Origin of the sequence: Pseudomonas sp. Irchel s3h14, assembly GCF_900187425.1 — a bacterium.
GTDB lineage: Bacteria > Pseudomonadota > Gammaproteobacteria > Pseudomonadales > Pseudomonadaceae > Aquipseudomonas.
Genome location: NZ_FYDJ01000001.1, coordinates 269359 through 292171, shown reverse-complemented (window position 1 = coordinate 292171; position 22813 = coordinate 269359). Strand labels below are relative to the sequence as shown.

Sequence of the window (22813 nt, the reverse complement as noted above, 5' to 3'; positions counted from 1 at the left end):
TGGGGAGGGGGTATCGCCATGCAGTCATCAACGAAATGAAAGGCAGACCTATGCAGCGGCTGTATCGGAAACGCATCGTTCTGGGCGTCGGCGGCGGCATCGCTGCCTATAAGAGCGCCGACCTGGTTCGCCGCCTGATCGACCAGGGCGCCGAAGTGCGCGTGGTCATGACCCGCGGCGGCAGCGAGTTCATCACACCGTTGACCATGCAGGCCTTGTCCGGGCATCCGGTCCACCTCGACTTGCTCGACCCGGCGGCCGAAGCTGCCATGGGCCACATCGAGCTGGCCAAATGGGCCGACCTGGTGCTGATCGCCCCCGCCACCGCGGACCTCATTGCCCGCCTGGCCCAAGGCATTGCCGACGACCTGCTGACCACGCTGGTGCTGGCCACCGACGCCGTGGTCGCCGTTGCCCCGGCGATGAACCAGGCCATGTGGCGCGACCCGGCCACCCAGGCCAACCTGCAAACCCTCGAAAGCCGCGGCCTGAAAACCTTCGGCCCAGCCTCCGGCAGCCAGGCCTGCGGCGACGTCGGCATGGGTCGCATGCTCGAAGCCACCGACCTCGCCCAGTGTGCGGCGGACTGTTTTCAGCGTCAGGCACTGACCGGCAAACACGTGCTGATCACCGCCGGCCCGACCCAGGAAAACATCGACCCGGTGCGCTACATCACCAACCACAGCTCCGGAAAAATGGGCTTTGCCCTGGCCGAAGCCGCGGTGGAAGCCGGCGCCCGCGTAACGCTGATCACCGGCCCGGTGCACCTGCCGACCCCGGATCGCGTCACGCGCATCGACGTGGTCAGTGCTCGCGACATGCTTGCCGCCTGCGAAGCCGCGATCCCTTGCGACCTGTTCATCGCCTCGGCAGCGGTCGCGGATTACCGCCCGGAAGTCGTCGCCCCACAGAAACTCAAGAAAGACCCTACGAACGGCGACGGCTTGTTGCTACAGATGGTGCGTAACCCGGACATTCTGGCCACCATTGCCACACGCCCCGACCGTCCGTTCAGTGTCGGGTTCGCCGCCGAAACCGAACACCTGCTCGACTACGCTGCCCGCAAGTTGAAAGACAAGAACCTCGATTTGATCGTCGCCAACGACGTCGCCAACCCGAGTATTGGCTTCAACAGCGAAGAAAACGCCTGCAGCGTGATCGACCGCCAGCTACACGCCACACTTTTCGCCCAGACCAGCAAGAGCAAGATTGCTCGCCAGCTGATCACTTTTATCGCCGAACGTCTGAACCAGGTTTAATTTACATGCACGCTTTGCAAGCCAAGATCCTCGACCCTCGCATCGGTACCGATTTCCCGCTGCCACAGTACGCCACGCCAGGCTCCGCCGGCCTCGACCTGCGCGCCATGCTGGAAAAAGACACTGTCATCAAGCCAGGCGAAACCCTGCTGATTCCTACCGGCCTGTCCGTCTACATTGGCGATCCGGGTTTGGCGGCGCTGATTCTCCCGCGCTCCGGCCTGGGCCATAAGCACGGCATCGTGCTGGGCAACCTGGTCGGCCTGATCGACTCCGATTATCAAGGACCGTTGATGGTGTCGTGCTGGAACCGTGGCCAGACCGAATTCACCATGGTCGTTGGCGAACGTTTGGCCCAGTTGGTGCTGGTACCGGTGGTTCAAGCGCATTTTGAAATGGTCGAAGAGTTCGTTGAAACCCAGCGCGGTACGGGCGGTTTCGGACACTCCGGCAGCCATTGATGACTTTGTGGGAGCAGCCGGTCGAAGCTCGATTGCTCGCTCCCACAGGTTTTGCACTGAATTGCACAGACGTCATCTGGAAGGTTTATCACTGAAAATCAAGGCATTGGCCGTTCCATTACACGCTGATGTCGGGGTCATGGCCTTTACACACCACGAACTCTCAGTGGAAAACGCCGTCATACCCTTCAGTTTGAGCCGGCCGACGAGTTCTTCGCGGCAGGTCCAGCCACTTTCGAGATGGAGCATTTCTACAGATGAGCACCCCAGCCCAAGTCGCACCCAAGTTCCCCGACAGCATCTTCCGCGCCTACGATATTCGCGGCACCGTCCCGGAATTCTTGAACGCTGAAACCGCTTATTGGCTCGGTCGCGCCATCGGCTCCCAGAGCCTGGCCCAGGACGAACCTAATGTGTCCGTCGGCCGTGACGGTCGCTTGTCCGGTCCAGAACTGGTCGAACAACTGATCAAAGGCCTCGCCGACAGCGGTTGCCACGTCAGCGACGTCGGCCTGGTGCCAACGCCTGCGCTGTACTACGCCGCCAACGTGCTGGCCGGAAAATCCGGCGTGATGCTCACCGGCAGCCACAACCCGTCGAACTACAACGGCTTCAAAATCGTCATTGCCGGCGACACCCTGGCCAACGAACAGATCCAGGCCCTGCACGAACGCCTCAAGACCAACAACCTGAGCAGCGGCAAGGGCAGCATCACCCAGGTCGAGATCCTCGACCGCTACAACACCGAAATCGTCCAGGACATCAAACTGGCTCGTCGCCTCAAAGTCGTGGTCGACTGCGGTAACGGCGCGGCCGGCGTGATCGCCCCGCAACTGATCGAAGCCCTGAACTGCGAAGTCATCCCGCTGTTCTGCGAAGTCGACGGCAACTTCCCGAATCACCACCCGGACCCGGGCAAGCCTGAAAACCTCGTGGACCTGATCGCCAAGGTCAAGGAAACCAACGCTGACCTGGGCCTGGCCTTCGACGGCGACGGCGACCGCGTCGGCGTAGTGACCAACACCGGCAGCATCGTCTACCCCGACCGCCTGCTGATGCTGTTCGCCCGTGACGTACTGGCGCGCAACGCTGACGCGGAAATCATCTTCGACGTCAAATGCACCCGTCGCCTGACGCCATTGATCAAGGAATACGGCGGCCGTCCGCTAATGTGGAAGACCGGTCACTCGTTGATCAAAAAGAAAATGAAACAAACCGGCGCCCTGCTGGCCGGCGAAATGAGTGGGCACATCTTCTTCAAGGAGCGCTGGTTCGGTTTCGACGATGGCATTTACAGCGCCGCTCGTCTGCTGGAGATCCTCAGCAAAGAAAAATCCAACGCGGAAGAGCTGTTTGCGACCTTCCCGAACGATATTTCTACGCCGGAAATCAATATCCATGTGACCGAAGAGAGCAAATTCAGCATCATTGATGCTCTGCACGATGCGAAGTGGGGCGAAGGCGCCGACCTGACCACCATTGACGGCGTGCGAGTCGACTACGCCAAAGGCTGGGGCCTGGTTCGCGCGTCCAACACCACACCGGTGCTGGTGCTGCGCTTCGAGGCCGATGACGAGGCTGAACTGCAGCGCATCAAGGACGTATTCAAAGTCCAGTTGAAGCGTGTTGCACCTGATCTCCAATTACCGTTTTGATTTAACGAAGCACCCGGAGCCCTGAATGACCCTCGAACGCGAAGCCGCCGCCAACACCGCCAAGGTCCTGTCCGAAGCGCTGCCTTACATTCGCCGCTATGTCGGCAAGACGCTGGTGATCAAATACGGCGGCAACGCGATGGAAAGCGAGGAGCTGAAAACCGGCTTCGCCCGCGACATCGTGCTGATGAAAGCCGTCGGCATTAACCCGGTGGTGGTTCACGGCGGCGGCCCGCAAATCGGCGACCTGCTCAAGCGTCTGTCGATCGAGAGCCATTTCATCGATGGCATGCGCGTGACTGACGCGCAAACCATGGACGTGGTGGAAATGGTCCTCGGCGGCCAGGTGAACAAGGACATCGTCAACCTGATCAACCGTCATGGCGGCAGCGCCATCGGCCTGACCGGTAAAGACGCCGAGCTGATTCGTGCGAAGAAACTCACCGTGACCCGCCAGACGCCGGAGATGACCCAACCGGAAATCATCGACATCGGCCAGGTGGGCGAAGTGGTCGGGATCAACACCGACCTGCTGAACCTGCTGGTCAAAGGTGACTTCATCCCGGTGATCGCGCCAATCGGTGTCGGCGCCAACGGCGAGTCGTACAACATCAACGCTGACCTGGTGGCCGGTAAAGTTGCCGAAGCACTGAAAGCTGAAAAGCTGATGCTGCTGACCAACATCGCCGGCCTGATGGACAAGTCGGGGACGGTCCTGACCGGCCTGACAACCCAGCAAGTCGACGACTTGATCGCCGACGGCACCATCTACGGCGGCATGCTGCCGAAGATCCGTTGCGCGCTGGAAGCCGTGCAAGGTGGCGTGGGCAGTTCGTTGATCATCGATGGCCGGGTGCCGAATGCGATTCTTCTGGAAATCTTCACCGACACCGGTGTGGGTACCTTGATCAGCAATCGCAAGCGTCACTGATTCAAGAACATCAAAAGATCGCACCCTTCTGCGGCACCTACGGATGTACGAATATTCTGTAGGAGCTGACGAAGTCTGCGATCTTTTTTATGCGCGCAGGAAATGCCTGACCTGATTAAGCGAAACGTCCGACATCCCGCCAGCACAAGTCCGCATAGGATCTTCCCTGTATCCACAGGAGATCTTCCCCATGCAAAAAGACCACGTTCCCTACGGCAGTGATGTTTCAGCAGGCACTTACGAGTGCGCAGACTGCGGGCGCGAATACACCAATCAGTCAAAGACTTCGCTTCCGCCGTGTCCAGACTTCAAACCAAGCACCCACGTACTTAATGGCTGGAATATCCTGACCGGCCAAGGTGACGCCGTGGCAGATCCGTATCCAAACAAGCCTTCCAAGTAATCACGGGGGTCTGAACCATGCAGATCTCGTTCACGATTGACGCCCAGGTATTCGACCTCGAGCAAAGGGAGCCGGTCAAAAAGACCTTGAGGATCTCCGACCACGAAATCGCCCACGCCCTGCAGCGAATCGCCAAGGCGAGCCTGACCGAATACTTGAAAATGCTGGTAGAAGGCGGCATGCCGAGTCGGGCCGATGAAGCGAAACAGGACCGCTTGCTGTATCTGATTCAAAGCTACTTCGGGCAGACATTGCCGACCGAATCTCAGATATCGACGATTTTTCAGCTGACCCAGAGCCAAAGCAAAACCCTGCTGAAAAACACGGTTTCGCGCTTTCGTAATCAGCTGGACGATATTCTGCAGCACAGCATGCGAGCCGTGATCGAGTCTGCGGAACATGCGCAGACGGTGTACCTGGTGGTGATCAGTTCGGACGTCATTCGTGATGAGCTAAACATGCTGATCACACAGAACGAACCGACCTTCAAACCCATCACAAAACGTAAAGGCAGCGCCGGGCAGTTCGAGATCAGTGAGGATTCCCACGACTTGCTCTGCGCAACGCTGGGGATCAATGCCGTTCAGTGACATCGTGGCGGTCAGTGGATTGCTGCTGACCTTGACCACCTTCATGTTCAACCTGGCGTGGCCGAGGCTGCATGAAGCACTGGAACTGGATGAAAACCAATCTGGCCCGCTCGCCAGAAAACGTAGCCGAAAAAAGGTAACGAACGTTTTGTTCGCCTGCGCCCTCCCTCTGACCAGCGCCTTCCTGGCGCTGTTTTACGTCAACCTTCCTGCTGCTGTGAGGATCATGGGCAGCAGCACACTGGATCTGTGGAATTTCGACGTGGATCGCACGCTTTATGTGTTCGTCGTCCTGGCGTTGCTGGTGTTTGCGCTGCTCAATGTATGGCTCGCTGTGCGGCTTATCGATAAATGGCGGAGGTTGGGCTAGTAGCACGTCCGCTTTCCATATTTCACTGTTAACCTTATTTTCAGCATTCGCTGAAATCATCATATTGGATGAAAATCCTCGACAGATTTCACCAGAATGGATATTTTCAGCATTCGTTGAAAAGGGTTAAATCAATGAAAGAGCTCGAAATGCACTCAAGAGACGCGCTGCGAAACCTCCTGAGTAAAATACCGATCCTCGAGATTAAAAGCCTGAAATCTGTCCCGCTTTCAAAAGCCTGGACTCCCGACTTCGTTGTCGAGGTAAACACATCAGGGAAATCGCACTCTCTGGTCTGCGAGGTGAAAGCAAGTGGCCAGCCCAGATTCATAAACGCAGCCATACTTCAGCTTCGCGACTACGTGAACGAGCGGAACACACAGGCGACGCCTATCGTGGTCGCACCTTATCTTTCACCCGTAGCCAGACAAGCGTGTCGGGAAAAAGGTGTGGGATATCTGGACCTGGAAGGCAATTCCTGGATTTCATTCGATGGTGTATTCATTGACCACCAAGTTGCTGACAAGCCGCCCTCGGAGAACAGGGAGCTGAAGTCTCTCTTCAAGCCAAAATCAGCTCAGATCATTCGTATGATGCTTCGGGAACCGGACCGAGCCTGGCGGGTGATGGAGCTTTCCGAAGCTTCCGGAGCGAGTCTGGGTCAAGTCAGCAATGTCCGCACCGCACTGCTGAATCGAGAATGGGCAAAAACAACAAACGAGGGTGTATGTCTTTCCGATCCTAAAGCCCTTTTGGATGCATGGGTCGAAACATACGAGCTTCCATCAGGGGACCGTAAAAAGTTCTATACCACCTTACATGGCAGCGCATTGGAAAATGCGGCGCGGAACGCTATCGGAGAAAGGAGCAACGGACACGCGCTTTTTTCCTCATTTTCTGCCGCTCAATGGCTCGCGCCCTATGCTCGAGTCAGCACGAATTACTTTTTTGCGGACATTCAAGGTCTAGAGAAATTGGTCAAAGCATTACAGTTGGTTCCCGCATCAAAGGGAGAAAACGTAGTGATCACTTTACCCAGGGACGAAGGACTTCTACTGGACACCGTTGAAGCCGCGCCGGGCGCCATATGCACCAGTCCAGTTCAGACCTATCTGGATCTATCGGTAGCAGGAGAGCGAGGAAAGGAAGCTGCCGAGTATCTACGACAGGAAAAATTGACATGGCCCCGTTAGTACCTCAAGAGCCTCAATCCGCTTCAGATTATGACGACAGAACGACGACTGCAGTGAAGGCGGTATTAGTCGAAATGGGTCAAATTCTTGGTTCCTTCAGAGGCAAGTTTGCAGTGATCGGTGGAGCAGTGCCGTGGCTTCTGCTTGCGAATGACGATATGCAACATGTTGGTACCCTTGATGTCGATTTAAGCCTGAACGCAGAGGCTCTCGGTGAAGGCGAGTACGCAACATTGATCGAAGCACTGATGGGCAATGGATACGAGCAAAGAGGAGAACTTCGGCGATTCCAACTAGTCCGCCAGGTCCCCGTGCAGGACGGTGGAGCTGCGATAGATGTGATCGTGGATTTCTTGATGCCGCGCGACGCCGAAATCATCCAAAACAAGCCACCCATTCTCAACGACTTTGCAGTTCAACGCGCCGACGGCGCTGACTTGGCCATGCGTTTCTATCAGATGGTTGCAATTGAAGGCCCAATGCCTGCGGGCGGCAAAAATCGAGTGGAGGTCGCTGTGTGCTCAGTCCCCGCACTACTGGCGATGAAGGGATATGCCCTGAACGGAAGGCATAAACAGAAGGACGCATACGACATCTACTACTGCGTTCGCAATTATCCCGGAGGCATAGAAGCACTTGCAGAAGAGTGTCGACCAGTACTTGAAACTGGAAGTGGCGAACAGGGTTTTCAGTTCATTTGCGAAAAGTTTGATATCGCCGAGGGCTACGGCCCGACCTCAGTAAGACGCTTCGTCGAAGACAGCCAAATCCTGGGAGATCGCACACCGGATCAATGGCAACAGGACGCTTTTGGGCAGATTGATGCCTTATTGCGCGCGTTGCGACTACGGGAGTAATAGCGACCCTGATACCAGCACTCAAAAAAGACCCTGCTCTCACAGGGCCTTTTCTTTAGACGCCGAACTGCGCGCGGTAGGCTTCAACCGCCGGCAAGTGTTGCTTGAGCTGCGGATCGTCAGCCAGGAATTCGAGCACCTGATTCAGCGAAACAATGCTGATCACCGGAATGCCGAAGTCACGCTCCACTTCCTGGATGGCCGACAACTCGCCGTTGCCACGCTCCTGACGGTTCAGGGCGATGAGCACGCCCGCAGCCTTGGCGCCGTCCTGGGAAGCGATGATCTGCATCACTTCACGGATGGCAGTGCCAGCGGTGATCACGTCGTCGATGATCAGCACGTCGCCGGTCAACGGTGCGCCGACCAGACTGCCGCCTTCGCCGTGAGCCTTGGCTTCCTTGCGGTTGAAGCACCATGGCAAATCACGGTCATGATGTTCGGCCAGGGCCACTGCGGTGGTCGCCGCCAAAGGGATGCCTTTGTAGGCCGGGCCGAACAGTACGTCGAACGAAATGCCGCTCTCGACGATGGCCGCCGCATAGAAACGACCCAGCTGCGCAAGGGCCGAACCCGAGTTGAACAGGCCGGCATTGAAGAAGTAAGGACTGGTGCGCCCGGACTTCAGGGTGAACTCGCCGAAGCGCAAAACGCCGCGATCGATGGCAAAACGAATGAAATCGCGCTGATACGCTTGCATGAAAAAACCCCCAAATACCACGGATTTAGCTAATTAGGTTGACGCCGTGTATCATACACGCACGCGATTTTTGGGGCCATTTATGCGGATCATCAGTGTGAACGTCAATGGTATTCAGGCTGCAGTGGAGCGAGGTTTGCTCAGTTGGCTGCAAGCACAGAATGCCGACGTCATCTGCCTGCAGGACACCCGCGCCTCCGCCTTTGAACTGGACGATCCAGCTTTCCAACTGGATGGCTACTTCCTTTATGCCTGCGAAGCCGAAGTTCCCGCCCAAGGTGGCGTGGCTTTGTATTCGCGGCTGCAACCGAAGGCAGTCATCAGCGGTCTCGGCTTCGAGACAGCCGACCGCTACGGGCGCTACCTGCAAGCCGATTTCGACAAGGTCAGCATCGCGACCTTACTGCTCCCTTCGGGGCAGAACGGCGATGAAGACTTGAACCAGAAGTTCAAGCTAATGGACGATTTCGCCCGTTATCTGGATAAACAGCGACGCAAACGTCGCGAGTACATTTACTGTGGCTCGCTGTACGTGGCGCAACAGAAGCTGGATATCAAGAACTGGCGTGACAGCCAGCAATCCCCGGGCTTCCTGGCACCTGAACGTGCCTGGATGGACGAGATTGTCGGCAACATGGGCTATGTCGATGCCCTGCGTGAAGTCAGCCGTGAAGGTGACCAGTACAGCTGGTGGCCGGATAACGAACAGGCTGAAATGCTCAACCTCGGTTGGCGTTTCGACTATCAGTTGCTGACTCCGGGCCTGCGTCGCTTCGTACGCAGCGCACGCTTGCCACGTCAGCCACGGTTCTCGCAGCATGCACCGCTGATCGTGGACTACGACTGGACGCTGACCATCTAAGCGTCGTTCCGCACACACAAAAAAGCCGACATCTACTGTCGGCTTTTTTGTGCGCGCCTCATTCCTGTAGGAGCAAAGCTTGCTCGCGATGAACGATGACGCACTGTATCTGACTCACCGCGGCGCCTGAATCGCGAGCAAGCTTTGCTCCTACAGGACCGTGGTGATTATTTGATCAACCGCCAGGTGAATGGATACCGGTAAGGCACCCCTTCATTGGCCTTCACGCCGCCGATGATCGTCAGCACCAGCGCACCGATCGCCAACAGACCGAACAGGAAGAACCCGACGATCACCACCATCAGCAGGAAGCAAATGGCGGAGGCAATGGCGACGGTGATCTGAAAGTTCAGCGCCTCCTTGCCTTGAGCATCAACAAACGGGTCCATCTCGCGCTTCATCTGCCAGAGAATCAGAGGGCCGATCAGCGTACCGAACGGAATCCAGATCCCCAGCAAGGCGGACAGGTGACAAAACATCGCCCACTGCCGAACCTCTTTGCTCGGGGTGGGAAGCAGCTGTTGCTCGTCACTCATGGCGTCCTCCTTGCGTGGAGCAGTCCGATCAGTCGGCCAGTGCAGCCTTTTGCAGCTCGAAGATTTCGGTCATGCCTTTCTTCGCCAACTCAAGCATAGCGTTCAGTTCTTCCGGCTGGAACGGTGCGCCTTCGGCAGTGCCCTGGACTTCGATGAAGCCGCCAGTGCTGGTCATCACCACGTTCAGGTCGGTCTCGGCGGCCGAGTCTTCCAGGTAGTCAAGGTCGAGTACCGGCTCACCCTGATACATGCCCACCGATACGGCAGCGATCATTTGCTTCAGCGGGTCGCCGCCTTTCAGGCCGCCGCGCTTCTTGATCACTTTCAAGGCATCAACCAGTGCAACCATGGCGCCGGTGATGGATGCAGTACGGGTGCCGCCGTCAGCCTGGATCACGTCGCAGTCGACGTACAGGGTCACGTCGCCCAGCTTGGACATGTCCAGCGAAGCACGCAGGGAACGACCGATCAGACGCTGGATCTCCAGGGTGCGGCCGCCTTGTTTGCCGCGGCTCGCTTCACGCTGGTTACGCTCGCCAGTGGCGCGCGGCAGCATGCCGTATTCAGCGGTCAACCAGCCTTGGCCCTGACCTTTGAGGAAACGCGGCACGCCGTTCTCGACGCTGACGGTGCAGATGACTTTGGTATCACCGAACTCGACCAGTACAGATCCCTCGGCGTGTTTGGTGTAGTTGCGGGTAATGCGGATCGAGCGGAGCTGATCGGCAGCGCGACCACTTGGACGTTTCATAGGGAATACCTGTACGGGGGACGGAAAACTGCGGAGCATTATAGAGCCGCAGGGCCACGAGTGGGCACTTCTAAAAAAATCCCCCGACGACTGAAGGCCCTGCACAGCGCTTTGCCGACGACCTGCAGCCCTTTGTCACACCGTGTGTTTGGGCGCATTCGCCCCACTGCGCTACAATCCTGCGCCTTTGCTGCCTCTGGGCTTAAATTCATATAGATCAGGCCTGCGAAACCTTTGGTAACGCATGAACCTGCATTGCGAGGTACCTCCATGGTGCACAGCATGACCGCCTTTGCCCGCGTCGAAAAAGCCGGCACCCAAGGCACCCTGAGCTGGGAACTGCGCTCGGTCAACAGCCGCTACCTGGAGCCGCATTTGCGTCTGCCTGAGTCCTTTCGCGACCTCGAAGGTGCGGTCCGCGAAGCACTGCGCCAGGGAATCTCCCGGGGCAAGCTCGAATGCACCCTGCGCTTCACCGAAGAAAATACCGACAAACCACTGCAAGTGGACCGCGAGCGCGCCGCGCAATTGGTCGCCGCCGCCGAGACCATCGCCAGCCTGATCAAAAATCCGGCTGCACTGAACCCGCTGGAAGTCCTGGCCTGGCCCGGCGTGCTGGTGGGCGATGCGACCGACCCGCAAGCCCTGAATGCCGAAGCCCTGGCGCTGTTCAACGAAGGCCTGAAAGAACTCAAGGCCGGCCGCGAGCGCGAAGGCGCGGAGCTGGCGCGATTGATCAACGATCGCCTGACCTCCATTGAAGAAGACGTGGTGACCCTGCGTGAACTGGTCCCGCAGATGCTTGCCACCCAGCGCCAGAAGGTCCTCGACCGCTTCGCCGACATGAAGGCCGAGATGGATCCGCAGCGGCTGGAACAGGAAATGGTCATGCTCGCGCAAAAGAGCGACGTCGCCGAAGAACTGGATCGCCTGAGCACTCACATCATCGAAGTTCGCCGGGTGCTCAAATCCGGTGGCGCTGCCGGTCGGCGCCTGGACTTCCTGATGCAGGAGCTCAACCGCGAAGCCAACACACTGGGCTCCAAAGCCTTCGACCCGCGCAGCACCCAGGCGGCGGTCAACCTCAAAGTGTTGATCGAGCAGATGCGCGAACAAGTGCAGAATATTGAGTAAGGCAACCCTGACATGACCCACAGCACCGGCACCCTGTACATCATTTCCGCACCTTCGGGCGCGGGCAAGAGCAGCCTGGTCAAGGCCCTGACCGACGCTGATCAGGAGATCCGCGTCTCCGTCTCCCACACCACCCGCGCGATGCGCCCCGGTGAGGTGAACGGCGTGAACTATCACTTCGTCGAACGCAGCGAGTTCGTGAAGATGATCGAGCACGGGGATTTCCTCGAGCGCGCCGAAGTGTTCGGCAATCTCTACGGCACCTCGCAAAGCCACCTGCAGCAGACCCTGGACGAAGGTCACGACCTGATTCTGGAAATCGACTGGCAGGGCGCCGAGCAAGTGCGCAAGTTGATGCCCCAGGCTCGTTCGATCTTCATTCTGCCGCCTTCCTTGCAGGCCTTGCACCAGCGCCTGACCAATCGTGGCCAGGACAGCGACGAGATCATCGAAGGCCGGATGCGCGAAGCCGTCAGCGAAATGAGCCACTACGTCGACTACGATTACCTGATCATCAACGACGATTTCGCCCACGCACTGCGCGACTTGCAGGCAATTTTCCGTGCCAATCAGCTGCATCAGAAGCGTCAGCAGCAGCGTAACGGAAAACTTTTGGCCGAATTGCTCGGCTAAACAGCTCTTCCCAAAACCGTTGCAAGGGCTTTACATTGGCACTTGCAGCGCGTTGAAGGGCTTGGTCAAAAAATCAGCGCTTCCCTAATCGCTGGTGATTTTTTAAACTGTTGAGTCCGCTCGCCCAACCGGGCAGCGCGCATATTGCATTCGCTCCGAGGAATACCATGGCCCGCGTAACCGTTGAAGATTGCCTAAACCACGTGGAAAACCGCTTTGAGCTGGTCATGCTGTCTACCAAGCGTGCCCGTCAATTGGCCACCGGCGGCAAAGAGCCACTGGTTCAGTGGGAAAACGACAAGCCTACCGTTGTAGCCTTGCGTGAAATCGCTGAAGGCCTGATGAGCTACGAGTTCATCGCCAACGCTGAAATCGTCGAAGACGAACCGCTGTTCGCAGCGTTCGAGGACGAGTCCAACGAGGCAGTCTAAGCCATGCCTGGTCGACGTAGCACGGCGCGGGGTCACAGCGAACGGCAGGATTCATCATGCCGAGCATAGACGCCCTCGCCGATCGCTTATCGACCTACCTCGGCAAGGACCAGGTCAACCTGGTCCGCCGAGCGTACTTCTACGCCGAACAAGCCCACGACGGCCAACGCCGCCGTAGCGGCGAGGCGTACGTCACGCACCCACTCGCGGTTGCGAATATTCTTGCCGACATGCACATGGACCATCAGAGCCTGATGGCTGCGATGCTGCATGACGTGATCGAAGACACCGGTATTGCCAAGGAAGCGCTGCAAGCGCAATTCGGCGAAACCGTGGCCGAACTGGTCGACGGGGTCAGCAAACTGACCCAGATGAACTTCGAGACCAAAGCCGAAGCCCAGGCTGAAAACTTCCAGAAAATGGCCATGGCCATGGCCCGCGACATTCGCGTGATCCTGGTCAAACTGGCTGACCGCCTGCACAACATGCGCACGCTGGAAGTCCTGTCTGGCGAAAAACGCCGACGGATCGCCAAGGAAACCCTGGAAATCTATGCGCCCATCGCCAACCGGCTGGGTATGCACGCCATCCGCATAGAATTCGAAGACCTCGGCTTCAAGGCGATGCACCCGATGCGTTCCGCACGGATCAACCAGGCGGTCAAACGCGCCCGGGGCAACCGCAAGGAAATCGTCAACAAGATCGAAGAATCCCTCAGCCACTGCCTGGCCATCGACGGCATTCAGGGCGAGGTCAGCGGTCGCCAGAAACACCTCTACGGCATCTACAAGAAAATGCGCGGCAAGCGTCGGGCCTTCAACGAGATCATGGACGTCTATGCGTTCCGGATCATCGTCGACAAGGTCGATACCTGCTACCGCGTGCTGGGTGCTGTGCATAATTTGTACAAACCGTTGCCGGGTCGCTTCAAGGATTACATCGCGATCCCCAAGGCCAACGGCTACCAGTCGCTGCACACCACGCTGTTCGGCATGCACGGTGTACCGATCGAGATTCAGATCCGCACCCGTGAAATGGAAGAGATGGCCAACAACGGCATCGCCGCCCATTGGCTGTACAAATCCAGTGGTGACGAGCAGCCAAAAGGCACTCACGCCCGCGCCCGTCAGTGGGTCAAAGGCGTGCTGGAGATGCAGCAACGGGCCGGCAACTCGCTGGAATTCATCGAGAGCGTGAAGATCGACCTGTTCCCGGACGAGGTCTACGTGTTCACGCCCAAAGGCCGGATCATGGAGCTGCCCAAAGGCTCCACGGCGGTCGACTTCGCTTACGCGGTGCACACCGACGTGGGCAACAGCTGCATTGCCTGTCGGATCAATCGTCGTCTCGCACCGCTGTCCGAACCGCTGCAAAGCGGCTCCACGGTCGAGATCGTCAGCGCCCCGGGAGCACGGCCGAATCCGGCGTGGCTTAACTTCGTAGTCACCGGCAAGGCGCGGACTCACATCCGCCATGCGCTGAAACTGCAACGCCGCTCCGAATCCATCAGCCTCGGCGAACGCCTGCTGAACAAGGTTCTCAACGGTTTCGACAGCTCGCTGGAGAAAGTAGCAGCCGAGCGCGTCAAGGCGATGCTCACCGAGTACCGCCTGGAACTGATCGAAGACCTGCTTGAAGACATCGGCCTGGGCAATCGCATGGCTTACGTGGTCGCCCGCCGACTGCTTGGCGAAGGCGAACAGCTGCCGAGCGCGGAAGGCCCGCTGGCGATTCGCGGCACCGAAGGCCTGGTGCTCAGTTACGCCAAGTGCTGCACGCCGATCCCGGGCGACCCGATTGTTGGCCACCTGTCTGCGGGCAAAGGCATGGTCGTGCACCTGGACAACTGCCGCAACATCAGCGAAATCCGCCACAACCCGGAAAAATGCATCCAGCTCTCGTGGGCCAAGGATGTCACCGGCGAATTCAATGTCGAGCTGCGCGTCGAGCTGGAACACCAGCGCGGCCTGATCGCTCTGCTGGCCAGCAGCGTCAACGCGGCCGACGGCAATATCGAAAAAATCAGCATGGACGAACGCGATGGTCGCATCAGCGTGGTCCAACTGGTGGTCAGCGTGCACGACCGCGTGCACCTGGCCCGCGTGATCAAGAAACTGCGCGCCCTGACCGGGGTGATTCGCATCACTCGCATGCGTGCGTAAGCCACTCATTACAAGGAGTCATTCATGACCAAAACAGTTATCACCAGCGACAAGGCCCCGGCCGCCATTGGCACTTACTCCCAGGCGATCAAGGCTGGCAACACCGTTTACATGTCGGGTCAAATTCCTCTGGACCCAAAAACCATGGAACTGGTAGAAGGCTTCGAAGCCCAGACCGTCCAGGTGTTCGAGAACCTCAAAGCCGTGGCTGAAGCCGCTGGCGGTTCGTTCAAGGACATCGTCAAACTGAACATCTTCCTCACCGACCTGAGCCACTTCGCCAAGGTCAACGAGATCATGGGCAAGTACTTTGACCAGCCTTACCCTGCCCGCGCCGCCATCGGCGTAGCGGCCCTGCCAAAGGGTTCGCAGGTTGAGATGGATGCCATTCTGGTCATCGAGTAATGCGTCCGGCGCAGCTTTAAAGGCTGCGCCGTCTTCGTTTTGAAAGGATTCCACCATGCGCCAAGCGCTAGCTCTCTCGCTGGTCGCCCTACTCTTGGGCGGATGTGCCAGCAACCCTGCCGACCGTGATATCAGCGGCACCTGGATCAATCAGGTGGCGATCGATGCTGCAGCCAAAGGCGGCCCCCTGCGCGAAGCGCTCCAGGCCTATGGTCCGAACCTGGAATGGGACGTCAACACCAAGGCTGGTCAGGCCCGCTACACCAATGGTTTTGAAAACGTCGACGGCAAGCTGCTGGGCGAAGAGTCTGGCGCCTGGAAAGTCGACTTTTATGGCAGCTCGGGTAGTGAACTGAAGCGTGATGGCAAGCAACTGAGCCAGGCCGCCAGCGACAATGAGCCGGAGCAAGTCTTCGACCGCGCGCAGGTTACGGTTCCGGACGGCGCACCGATGGGCGCCAGTTTCGAGCGCGCACTGTATTCGGCCTACATGGGTGGCAGCTGGAAAGTCGTCAGCGGTCCTGGTGAAGGCAATACCGTGCAATTCCAGGCTGACGGCCAGGTTGCAGGTCTGCCGGGAGCGGATCGTTATGCCTTGTGTCTGGCGGGCGATTGCGCATCTATGAGCGGCGGCAATGACAACATGTGGCTGCAACTCAACGGCCAGGGCAACACCTGGATCTTTGCACGCAAGGGCAAGGAACTGGAAATCCTCCAGGCAGTGAACACCGCACAGGCAGATGAAATGCCGCAGTTCACCCCAGGTGATCGCAAGTGGTTGCTCGAGAAGCAGTAACCAGATCTTAGCTGCAACGAAGATCAAATGTGGGAGCGGCGGTGCGACGATTCGACTTGCTCGCGAAGGGGTCATAACATTCAACATCGTTGTTGAGTGTTACACCGCTTTCGCGGGCAAGTCGAATCGTCGCACCGCCGCTCCCACATTTGGTTTGTGGTGGCCGGAAGTCAGCTGCGCCCTTCAATGATCGCGGCGTAGCCTTCGCGATAGCTTGGGTACTTCGGCGTCCAGCCCAAGGCTTTCGCCCGAGCATTACTGCATTGCTTACTGCCAGTGCGACGCACGCTCGCGTCTTCGGCCCATTCGGTCACGCCCAGATACTCACGCAACCAGCCCACCACTTCGGCCAGCGGCGCAGGCGCATCGTCCACACCAATGTAGACGTCATCCAGCGCCACACCGCGACGATCTGCTTCGAGCAGATACGCCATCAACCCCGCCGCGTCGTCGGCGTGAATACGGTTGCCGTACAACGGTGGATCGATCGCCACGCGATAACCCCGACGCACCTGCGTCAGCAACCTTTCGCGACCTGGGCCGTAAATGCCGGTCAAACGTACGATGCTGGCCGGGATGCCGCTTTGGAGTGCCACTTGCTCCGCCTCTAGCATCAATCGACCCGAATAGCCTGTTGCAATGGTCGGCGAAGTCTCATCGACCCACTCGCCATCCTGCTGGCCATACACACTGCTGCTGGAAACAAACAGCAGGCGATTGGGCACCTGCCCATAGTCGTTCAGCCATTCCAGCACATGCTGCAAGCCCTGCACATAAGCAGCGCGATAACCGGCTTCATCGTGATCGGTGGCGGCCGCGCAATACACCAGGTAATCCACCGCACCGACCGGCCAGGTCGCTGGACAGTCTTCATTGAACAAGTCACCGGCAACGCCAATCACCCCCTTGGGCAGGCGCGAAACATCACGCCGCAAGCCGTGAACCTCCCATCCGCCAGCCAACAATTGCGTGGCCAGACGACTACCAACATCACCACAGCCGGCGATCAAAACAGAGGGCGCGGACATCAGAAAACTCCCATCAGAAAGGCACAGACTAGCGCTGGCAATGGACGAGCGGCTAGCAATGAAGGAAAAAAAGATACTCTATTACTTTTGTTAACAAGAATTACTTGCAATAATGCCTGCCACTTTTGTTCTCGGCCTCACGAGGCCTGGAAGAACATTTACCGTCTTTTTCTCTCAGGTCCGGCCAGCATGACACGCAATCAATTCCCCGCTTCGCCAACCAAACGACCTCGCGCCTGGAGCGCGGTGGCCGCCCTGCTGCTCAGCCTGATGCTGGCGCCGACCGCCGCTTTCGCTGACGTACAAGCGCCAGCCGCTCCGGCAGCCACTGCTGCTCCAGCTCCAGCTCCAACTCCAACTCCAACTCCAGCTGATCATGTTACCCCGGCTGCGATCGACCCGACCCAAGCTGTAGACACCACCGCCGAAGACGTTCCCGAAGTCCTCGAAGCCGACAACACCCTGGGCATGGCCCACGATCTGTCGCCGTGGGGCATGTACCAGAACGCCGACATCATCGTGAAAATCGTGATGATCGGCCTGGCCATCGCCTCGATCATCACCTGGACCATCTGGATCGCCAAAGGCTTCGAGCTGATGGGCGCCAAGCGTCGTCTGCGCACCGAAATCGTCCACCTGAAAAAAGCCACCACGCTTAAAGAAGCCAGTGTGACAGCCACCAAGCAAGGCACCCTCGCCAATTTGCTGGTGCATGACGCCCTGGAAGAGATGCGTTTGTCGGTCAACAGCCGCGAGAAAGAAGGCATCAAGGAACGCGTCGCCTTCCGCCTTGAGCGTCTGGTTGCGGCCTGCGGTCGCAATATGAGCAGCGGCACCGGCGTGCTCGCCACCATCGGTTCCACCGCGCCGTTCGTCGGCCTGTTCGGTACCGTGTGGGGCATCATGAACAGCTTCATCGGCATCGCCAAAACCCAGACCACCAACCTCGCCGTCGTAGCTCCCGGCATCGCCGAAGCCCTGCTGGCGACTGCACTGGGTCTGGTTGCAGCGATTCCAGCCGTAGTGATCTACAACGTCTTTGCCCGCTCCATCGCAGGTTACAAGGCCCAAGTGTCCGACGCTTCGGCTGAAGTCCTGCTACTGGTCAGCCGTGACCTCGATCACCTGCCGACCACCGAGCGCTCCGCGCAACCCCACATGGTCAAAGTAGGGTAATCAGCCATGGGCTTGCATTTGAAAGAAGGCGCAGACGACGATCTGGCCGAGAACCACGAAATCAACGTCACACCGTTCATCGACGTGATGCTGGTGCTGTTGATCATCTTCATGGTGGCGGCCCCGCTTGCCACCGTGGACATCAAGGTCGACCTGCCGGCCTCCAGCGCCAAACCGGCGCCGCGGCCGGAGAAACCGGTGTTCCTCAGCGTCAAGGCTGATCAACGCCTGTTCCTCGGCGAAGACGAAGTGAAGGCCGAAGCACTCGGCGCCACCCTCGACGCCAGGACCAAAGGCAAGAAAGACACGACGATCTTCTTCCAGGCCGATAAAGGCGTGGATTACGGCGACCTGATGAGCGTGATGGACAACCTGCGCTCTGCCGGTTACCTGAAGGTGGGTCTGGTCGGACTCGAGACGGCAGCCAAGAAATGATCACGACGCGCCAAAAGCTGACGCGTTACAGCGGGAGCCTGGCCGTGGTGCTGGGCGTCCATGCGCTGGCCATTGCGCTGGCGCTGAACTGGACGTCGCGCCCACCGATCGAGCTGCCGCCACAGGCGATGATGGTCGAATTGGCGCCGGTTCCGGCCCCGCCACCGCCGGCACCTCCGAAGGTCATAACGCCGCCACAGCCACCCGCCCCGGTGGAAGAGCTGCCGATACCGAAGCTGGCTGAAGTGCCAAAGGCCGAGATCGCCGTGCCGAAACCGGTCAAACCCAAGCCAAAGCCTCAACCGCCCAAGCCTGTGGAGAAAAAGCCGGAACCGCCTAAAGAGAAGCCGTCCGAGGAGAAACCGAGCGACGCGCAACCGACTCGGGCGCCAACGGAGAAATCCGCTCAGCCGGCACCGGGCCCATCACCGGCGCAGCAAGCAGCCAAGGCCAGTTGGCAAGGCACCCTGCTCGCTCACTTGGCCAAGTACAAGAAGTACCCGGCCAGTGCGCAGGCGCGGGGCAAGGAAGGCATGAACCGCCTCCGCTTCGTGGTGGATGCTGAAGGTAACGTGTTGTCGTTCGAACTGGTGGGCGGCTCTGGTACTGCCGATCTGGACCGGGCCACCCTGGAAATGATCCGCCGCGCCCAACCGCTGCCAAAGCCACCGGCCGACATGTTGACCAACGGCGCCATCGAAATCGTTGCACCGTTTGTTTACTCGCTGGAAAAACGCCGACGTTAAACCACCGCAGATCCCCCTGTGGGAGCGGGCTTGCTCGCGAAGAGGCCAGCACATTCAACATCTATGTTGACTGACACACCGCTTTCGTCGGATCGCCGCCCGGAGCAAGCCCGCTCCCACAGGGTTATGTATCAACCATAAAGGCACCCGAAAGGTGCCTTTTGCATATCCGCCAGCGGCAAACCTGCTTTGCCCTGTGTCACTCAACGCACTCAGTCTGATAACGTGCGTCTATCGATTGCAGCCGGTATGCTTGGCCCGCAACTTCATGGACGCTTGCTATGACTCTTACAGAATTACGCTACATCGTTACCCTCGCCCAAGAGCAGCACTTCGGCCACGCGGCCGAGCGTTGCCATGTCAGCCAGCCGACCCTGTCGGTGGGCGTGAAAAAGCTTGAAGACGAACTCGGTGTGCTGATTTTCGAGCGCAGCAAGAGTGCCGTGCGCCTGACCCCGGTCGGTGAAGGCATTGTCGCCCAGGCGCAGAAAGTGCTGGAACAGGCCCAAGGCATCCGCGAACTGGCCCAGGCCGGCAAGAACCAGCTGACCGCCCCGCTGAAAGTCGGCGCGATCTACACCGTCGGCCCGTACCTGTTTCCGCACCTGATTCCACAACTGCACCGGGTCGCCCCGCAGATGCCGTTGTACATCGAAGAAAACTTCACCCACGTGCTGCGCGACAAACTGCGCAACGGCGAGCTCGACGCGATCATCATCGCCCTGCCGTTCAACGAAGCCGACGTGCTGACCCTGCAACTCTACGACGAGCCGTTCTACGTCCTGATGCCGGCCCAGCACCCGTGGACCCAAAAAGAATCCATCGACGCCAGCCTGCTCAACGACAAGAGCCTGTTGCTGCTCGGCGAAGGCCACTGCTTCCGCGATCAAGTGCTGGAAGCCTGCCCGACCCTGGCCAAAGGCAACGACGGCGCCAAGCACACCACGGTGGAATCCAGCTCCCTGGAAACCATCCGCCACATGGTTGCGTCCGGCCTCGGCATCTCGATCCTGCCGCTGTCGGCGGTCGACAGCCATCACTACGCTCCCGGCGTGATCGAAGTGCGTCCACTGACACCTCCGGTGCCGTTCCGCACCGTCGCCATCGCCTGGCGCGCGAGCTTCCCGCGGCCGAAAGCGATTGAAATCCTCGCTGACTCCATTCGCCTGTGCTCGGTGGCCAAGCCGCAAGCACCGGTGGTTGCGGCCTAAGTTGCTGCCATGACCGAGTTGTCGCAAGTGTCGGTGACGGCACTCAAGGGTGTCGGTGAAGCCATGGCCGAGAAATTGGCCAAGGTCGGCCTGGAGAATCTCCAGGACGTGCTTTTTCACCTGCCGTTGCGCTATCAGGACCGCACTCGCGTGGTCCCGATCGGCCATTTGCGACCCGGGCAAGACGCTGTGATCGAAGGCACCGTCAGCGGCGCCGATGTGGTCATGGGCCGCCGCCGCAGCCTGGTGGTGCGCCTGCAGGACGGCACCGGCGGGCTCAGTCTGCGTTTCTACCATTTCAGCAACGCTCAGAAAGAAGGCCTCAAACGCGGTACGCGGATTCGCTGCTATGGCGAAGCACGGCCCGGCGCGTCGGGGCTGGAAATCTACCACCCGGAATACCGCGCCATCACCGGCGACGAGCCGCCGCCGGTGGACGAAACCCTGACCCCGGTTTACCCGCTCACCGAAGGCCTGACCCAACAGCGCTTGCGCCAGTTGTGCATGCAAACCCTGACGATGCTCGGCCCCACCAGCCTGCCCGACTGGCTGCCGAATGAACTGGCGCGGGACTATCAACTGGCGCCGCTGGCCGATGCGATCCGCTACCTGCACCACCCGCCAGCCGATGCCGATGTCGACGAACTCGCCCTCGGTCATCACTGGGCGCAGCACCGTCTGGCCTTTGAAGAACTGCTGACCCATCAACTGTCCCAGCAGCGCCTGCGTGAGAGCATGCGCTCCCTGCGCGCGCCGGCGATGCCGAAAGCCACTCAGCTGCCGGCCCAGTATCTGGCCAACCTCGGTTTCACCCCGACCGGCGCTCAGCAACGGGTCGGCAACGAAATCGCCTACGACCTCAGTCAGCACGAACCCATGTTGCGGCTGATTCAGGGCGACGTCGGCGCGGGTAAAACCGTGGTCGCTGCCCTCGCCGCACTGCAAGCGCTGGAGGCCGGATATCAAGTCGCGCTGATGGCGCCCACCGAAATCCTCGCCGAGCAGCACTTCATCACCTTCAAGCGCTGGCTCGAACCGCTGGGCATCGAAGTCGCATGGCTGGCCGGCAAGCTCAAAGGCAAGAACCGCGTGGCCGCACTGGAGCAGATTGCCAACGGCACACCAATGGTGGTCGGCACCCACGCGCTGTTCCAGGACGAAGTGCAGTTCAAAAACCTCGCACTGGCGATCATCGACGAACAGCACCGCTTCGGCGTGCAGCAACGGCTGGCGTTGCGGCAGAAAGGTGTCGGCGGGCGGATGTGTCCGCATCAGCTGATCATGACCGCCACACCGATTCCCCGGACGCTGGCCATGAGCGCCTACGCCGACCTCGACACCTCGATCCTCGACGAACTGCCGCCCGGCCGAACCCCGGTGAACACCGTGCTGATCACCGATACCCGGCGCGTCGAAGTCATCGAACGGGTGCGCGGCGCCTGTGCCGAAGGGCGTCAGGCCTATTGGGTGTGCACGCTGATTGAAGAGTCGGAAGAGCTGACTTGCCAGGCTGCCGAAACCACCTACGAAGACCTCACTGCCGCCCTCGGCGAGTTGAAGGTCGGGCTGATCCACGGCCGCATGAAGCCCGTCGAGAAAGCCGCGGTCATGGCCGAATTCAAGGCCGGCAACCTGCAACTGCTGGTCGCCACCACGGTGATTGAAGTCGGCGTCGACGTGCCCAACGCCAGCCTGATGATCATCGAAAACCCAGAACGCCTCGGGCTCGCGCAATTGCACCAGTTGCGCGGTCGTGTGGGTCGGGGCAGCGCCGCCAGCCATTGCGTGCTGCTCTACCATCCACCGCTGTCACAGATCGGTCGTCAGCGTTTGGGCATCATGCGTGAAACCAACGACGGGTTTGTCATCGCCGAAAAAGACCTCGAGCTGCGCGGTCCCGGCGAAATACTCGGTACGCGCCAGACCGGCCTGTTGCAATTCAAGGTCGCCGACCTGATGCGCGACGCCGATCTGCTGCCCGCCGTGCGCGACGCCGCCCAGGCGCTGCTGGAACGCTGGCCGGATCACGTCAGCCCGCTGCTCGACCGCTGGCTACGTCATGGGCAGCAATACGGCCAAGTGTGAGCA

At 59.3% G+C, this 22813-nt stretch carries 24 protein-coding genes and 1 pseudogene; 21 read left to right on the top strand and 4 right to left on the bottom strand.

The window, feature by feature from the left end; genetic code table 11:
* Positions 1–50 precede the first annotated feature (50 nt).
* From coaBC to CKW16_RS01365, 9 genes and pseudogenes are all read left to right on the top strand, one after another.
* Complete coding sequence (coaBC, locus tag CKW16_RS01410) at positions 51–1259, top strand: bifunctional phosphopantothenoylcysteine decarboxylase/phosphopantothenate--cysteine ligase CoaBC (protein WP_008150165.1); 1209 nt, start codon at positions 51–53, stop codon at positions 1257–1259.
* Positions 1260–1264: 5 nt separating this feature from the next.
* Positions 1265–1720: a dUTP diphosphatase gene (gene dut / locus CKW16_RS01405; RefSeq protein ID WP_095126916.1), complete on the top strand. Its 456-nt coding sequence runs from the start codon at positions 1265–1267 to the stop codon at positions 1718–1720.
* A 278-nt stretch (positions 1721–1998) separates the two neighbouring features.
* Positions 1999–3375, top strand: a pseudogene (locus CKW16_RS01395) (phosphomannomutase/phosphoglucomutase); the annotation flags it as partial.
* 25 nt (positions 3376–3400) lie between these two features.
* Positions 3401–4306: an acetylglutamate kinase gene (argB, locus tag CKW16_RS01390; RefSeq protein ID WP_008007602.1), complete on the top strand. Its 906-nt coding sequence runs from the start codon at positions 3401–3403 to the stop codon at positions 4304–4306.
* Between the two features lie 190 nt (positions 4307–4496).
* On the top strand, positions 4497–4709 hold the full coding sequence (locus CKW16_RS01385) for a hypothetical protein (protein ID WP_080932508.1): 213 nt from the start codon (positions 4497–4499) through the stop codon (positions 4707–4709).
* Between the two features lie 17 nt (positions 4710–4726).
* Positions 4727–5299, top strand: coding sequence for a hypothetical protein (locus CKW16_RS01380; protein ID WP_056738674.1), 573 nt, complete (start codon positions 4727–4729; stop codon positions 5297–5299).
* The gene (locus CKW16_RS01375; RefSeq protein WP_095126914.1) at positions 5286–5669 is read left to right on the top strand and encodes a hypothetical protein; all 384 of its coding nucleotides are present in this window, start codon (positions 5286–5288) and stop codon (positions 5667–5669) included. Before CKW16_RS01380 ends, CKW16_RS01375 begins: the two co-directional genes overlap by 14 nt.
* A gap of 134 nt (positions 5670–5803) precedes the next feature.
* Positions 5804–6862: a type IV toxin-antitoxin system AbiEi family antitoxin gene (locus CKW16_RS01370; protein ID WP_095126913.1), complete on the top strand. Its 1059-nt coding sequence runs from the start codon at positions 5804–5806 to the stop codon at positions 6860–6862.
* Entirely contained in the window at positions 6850–7719 is an 870-nt protein-coding gene (locus CKW16_RS01365) for a hypothetical protein (RefSeq protein WP_095126912.1), read from the top strand. Before CKW16_RS01370 ends, CKW16_RS01365 begins: the two co-directional genes overlap by 13 nt.
* Before the next feature lie 55 nt (positions 7720–7774).
* Here the strand turns inward: CKW16_RS01365 and pyrE are convergent, their stop codons facing one another.
* Positions 7775–8419 carry an orotate phosphoribosyltransferase gene (pyrE, locus tag CKW16_RS01360; RefSeq protein ID WP_007934609.1) on the bottom strand — a complete coding sequence of 215 codons (645 nt, stop codon included), beginning with the start codon at positions 8417–8419 and terminating at the stop codon, positions 7775–7777.
* A gap of 82 nt (positions 8420–8501) precedes the next feature.
* Between pyrE and CKW16_RS01355 the strand changes: the two genes are divergently transcribed.
* Positions 8502–9281, top strand: a complete 780-nt coding sequence (locus tag CKW16_RS01355) for an exodeoxyribonuclease III (protein WP_007934608.1) — start codon at positions 8502–8504, stop codon at positions 9279–9281.
* A 167-nt stretch (positions 9282–9448) separates the two neighbouring features.
* Here CKW16_RS01355 and CKW16_RS01350 read toward each other — a convergent pair whose 3' ends face one another.
* Positions 9449–9817, bottom strand: a complete 369-nt coding sequence (locus tag CKW16_RS01350) for a DUF4870 domain-containing protein (RefSeq protein ID WP_095126911.1) — start codon at positions 9815–9817, stop codon at positions 9449–9451.
* A 28-nt stretch (positions 9818–9845) separates the two neighbouring features.
* Positions 9846–10568, bottom strand: a complete 723-nt coding sequence (gene rph, locus CKW16_RS01345; protein WP_010465211.1) for a ribonuclease PH — start codon at positions 10566–10568, stop codon at positions 9846–9848.
* A gap of 270 nt (positions 10569–10838) precedes the next feature.
* On the opposite strand from rph, the gene CKW16_RS01340 reads away from it, so the two are divergent.
* The 6 genes from CKW16_RS01340 (at position 10839) to CKW16_RS01315 (ending at position 16129) form a co-directional block, all read left to right on the top strand.
* Positions 10839–11702 carry a YicC/YloC family endoribonuclease gene (locus CKW16_RS01340; protein ID WP_095126910.1) on the top strand — a complete coding sequence of 288 codons (864 nt, stop codon included), beginning with the start codon at positions 10839–10841 and terminating at the stop codon, positions 11700–11702.
* 12 nt (positions 11703–11714) lie between these two features.
* Positions 11715–12335 carry a guanylate kinase gene (gmk, locus tag CKW16_RS01335; RefSeq protein ID WP_046045040.1) on the top strand — a complete coding sequence of 207 codons (621 nt, stop codon included), beginning with the start codon at positions 11715–11717 and terminating at the stop codon, positions 12333–12335.
* 167 nt (positions 12336–12502) lie between these two features.
* Positions 12503–12766: a DNA-directed RNA polymerase subunit omega gene (gene rpoZ, locus CKW16_RS01330; protein WP_007894670.1), complete on the top strand. Its 264-nt coding sequence runs from the start codon at positions 12503–12505 to the stop codon at positions 12764–12766.
* Positions 12767–12822: 56 nt separating this feature from the next.
* Positions 12823–14928, top strand: coding sequence for a bifunctional GTP diphosphokinase/guanosine-3',5'-bis pyrophosphate 3'-pyrophosphohydrolase (spoT, locus tag CKW16_RS01325; RefSeq protein WP_033059343.1), 2106 nt, complete (start codon positions 12823–12825; stop codon positions 14926–14928).
* 24 nt (positions 14929–14952) lie between these two features.
* Positions 14953–15333 (top strand): RidA family protein, encoded by a 381-nt coding sequence (locus CKW16_RS01320; protein WP_003229509.1) that lies wholly within the window; start codon positions 14953–14955, stop codon positions 15331–15333.
* Positions 15334–15388: 55 nt separating this feature from the next.
* Positions 15389–16129, top strand: coding sequence for a hypothetical protein (locus tag CKW16_RS01315; RefSeq protein ID WP_095126909.1), 741 nt, complete (start codon positions 15389–15391; stop codon positions 16127–16129).
* Positions 16130–16299: 170 nt separating this feature from the next.
* Here the strand turns inward: CKW16_RS01315 and CKW16_RS01305 are convergent, their stop codons facing one another.
* On the bottom strand, positions 16300–17157 hold the full coding sequence (locus CKW16_RS01305) for an SDR family oxidoreductase (RefSeq protein ID WP_095126907.1): 858 nt from the start codon (positions 17155–17157) through the stop codon (positions 16300–16302).
* A gap of 189 nt (positions 17158–17346) precedes the next feature.
* On the opposite strand from CKW16_RS01305, the gene exbB reads away from it, so the two are divergent.
* The 5 genes from exbB (at position 17347) to recG (ending at position 22810) form a co-directional block, all read left to right on the top strand.
* Positions 17347–18333: a tonB-system energizer ExbB gene (exbB, locus tag CKW16_RS01300; RefSeq protein ID WP_095126906.1), complete on the top strand. Its 987-nt coding sequence runs from the start codon at positions 17347–17349 to the stop codon at positions 18331–18333.
* Positions 18334–18339: 6 nt separating this feature from the next.
* Positions 18340–18768 (top strand): TonB system transport protein ExbD, encoded by a 429-nt coding sequence (gene exbD / locus CKW16_RS01295; RefSeq protein ID WP_095126905.1) that lies wholly within the window; start codon positions 18340–18342, stop codon positions 18766–18768.
* Positions 18765–19514 carry an energy transducer TonB gene (locus tag CKW16_RS01290; RefSeq protein WP_095126904.1) on the top strand — a complete coding sequence of 250 codons (750 nt, stop codon included), beginning with the start codon at positions 18765–18767 and terminating at the stop codon, positions 19512–19514. Before exbD ends, CKW16_RS01290 begins: the two co-directional genes overlap by 4 nt.
* Positions 19515–19795: 281 nt before the next feature.
* The gene (locus tag CKW16_RS01285; RefSeq protein WP_010465236.1) at positions 19796–20725 is read left to right on the top strand and encodes a hydrogen peroxide-inducible genes activator; all 930 of its coding nucleotides are present in this window, start codon (positions 19796–19798) and stop codon (positions 20723–20725) included.
* Between the two features lie 9 nt (positions 20726–20734).
* Entirely contained in the window at positions 20735–22810 is a 2076-nt protein-coding gene (recG, locus tag CKW16_RS01280; protein ID WP_095126903.1) for an ATP-dependent DNA helicase RecG, read from the top strand.
* Positions 22811–22813 lie beyond the last annotated feature (3 nt).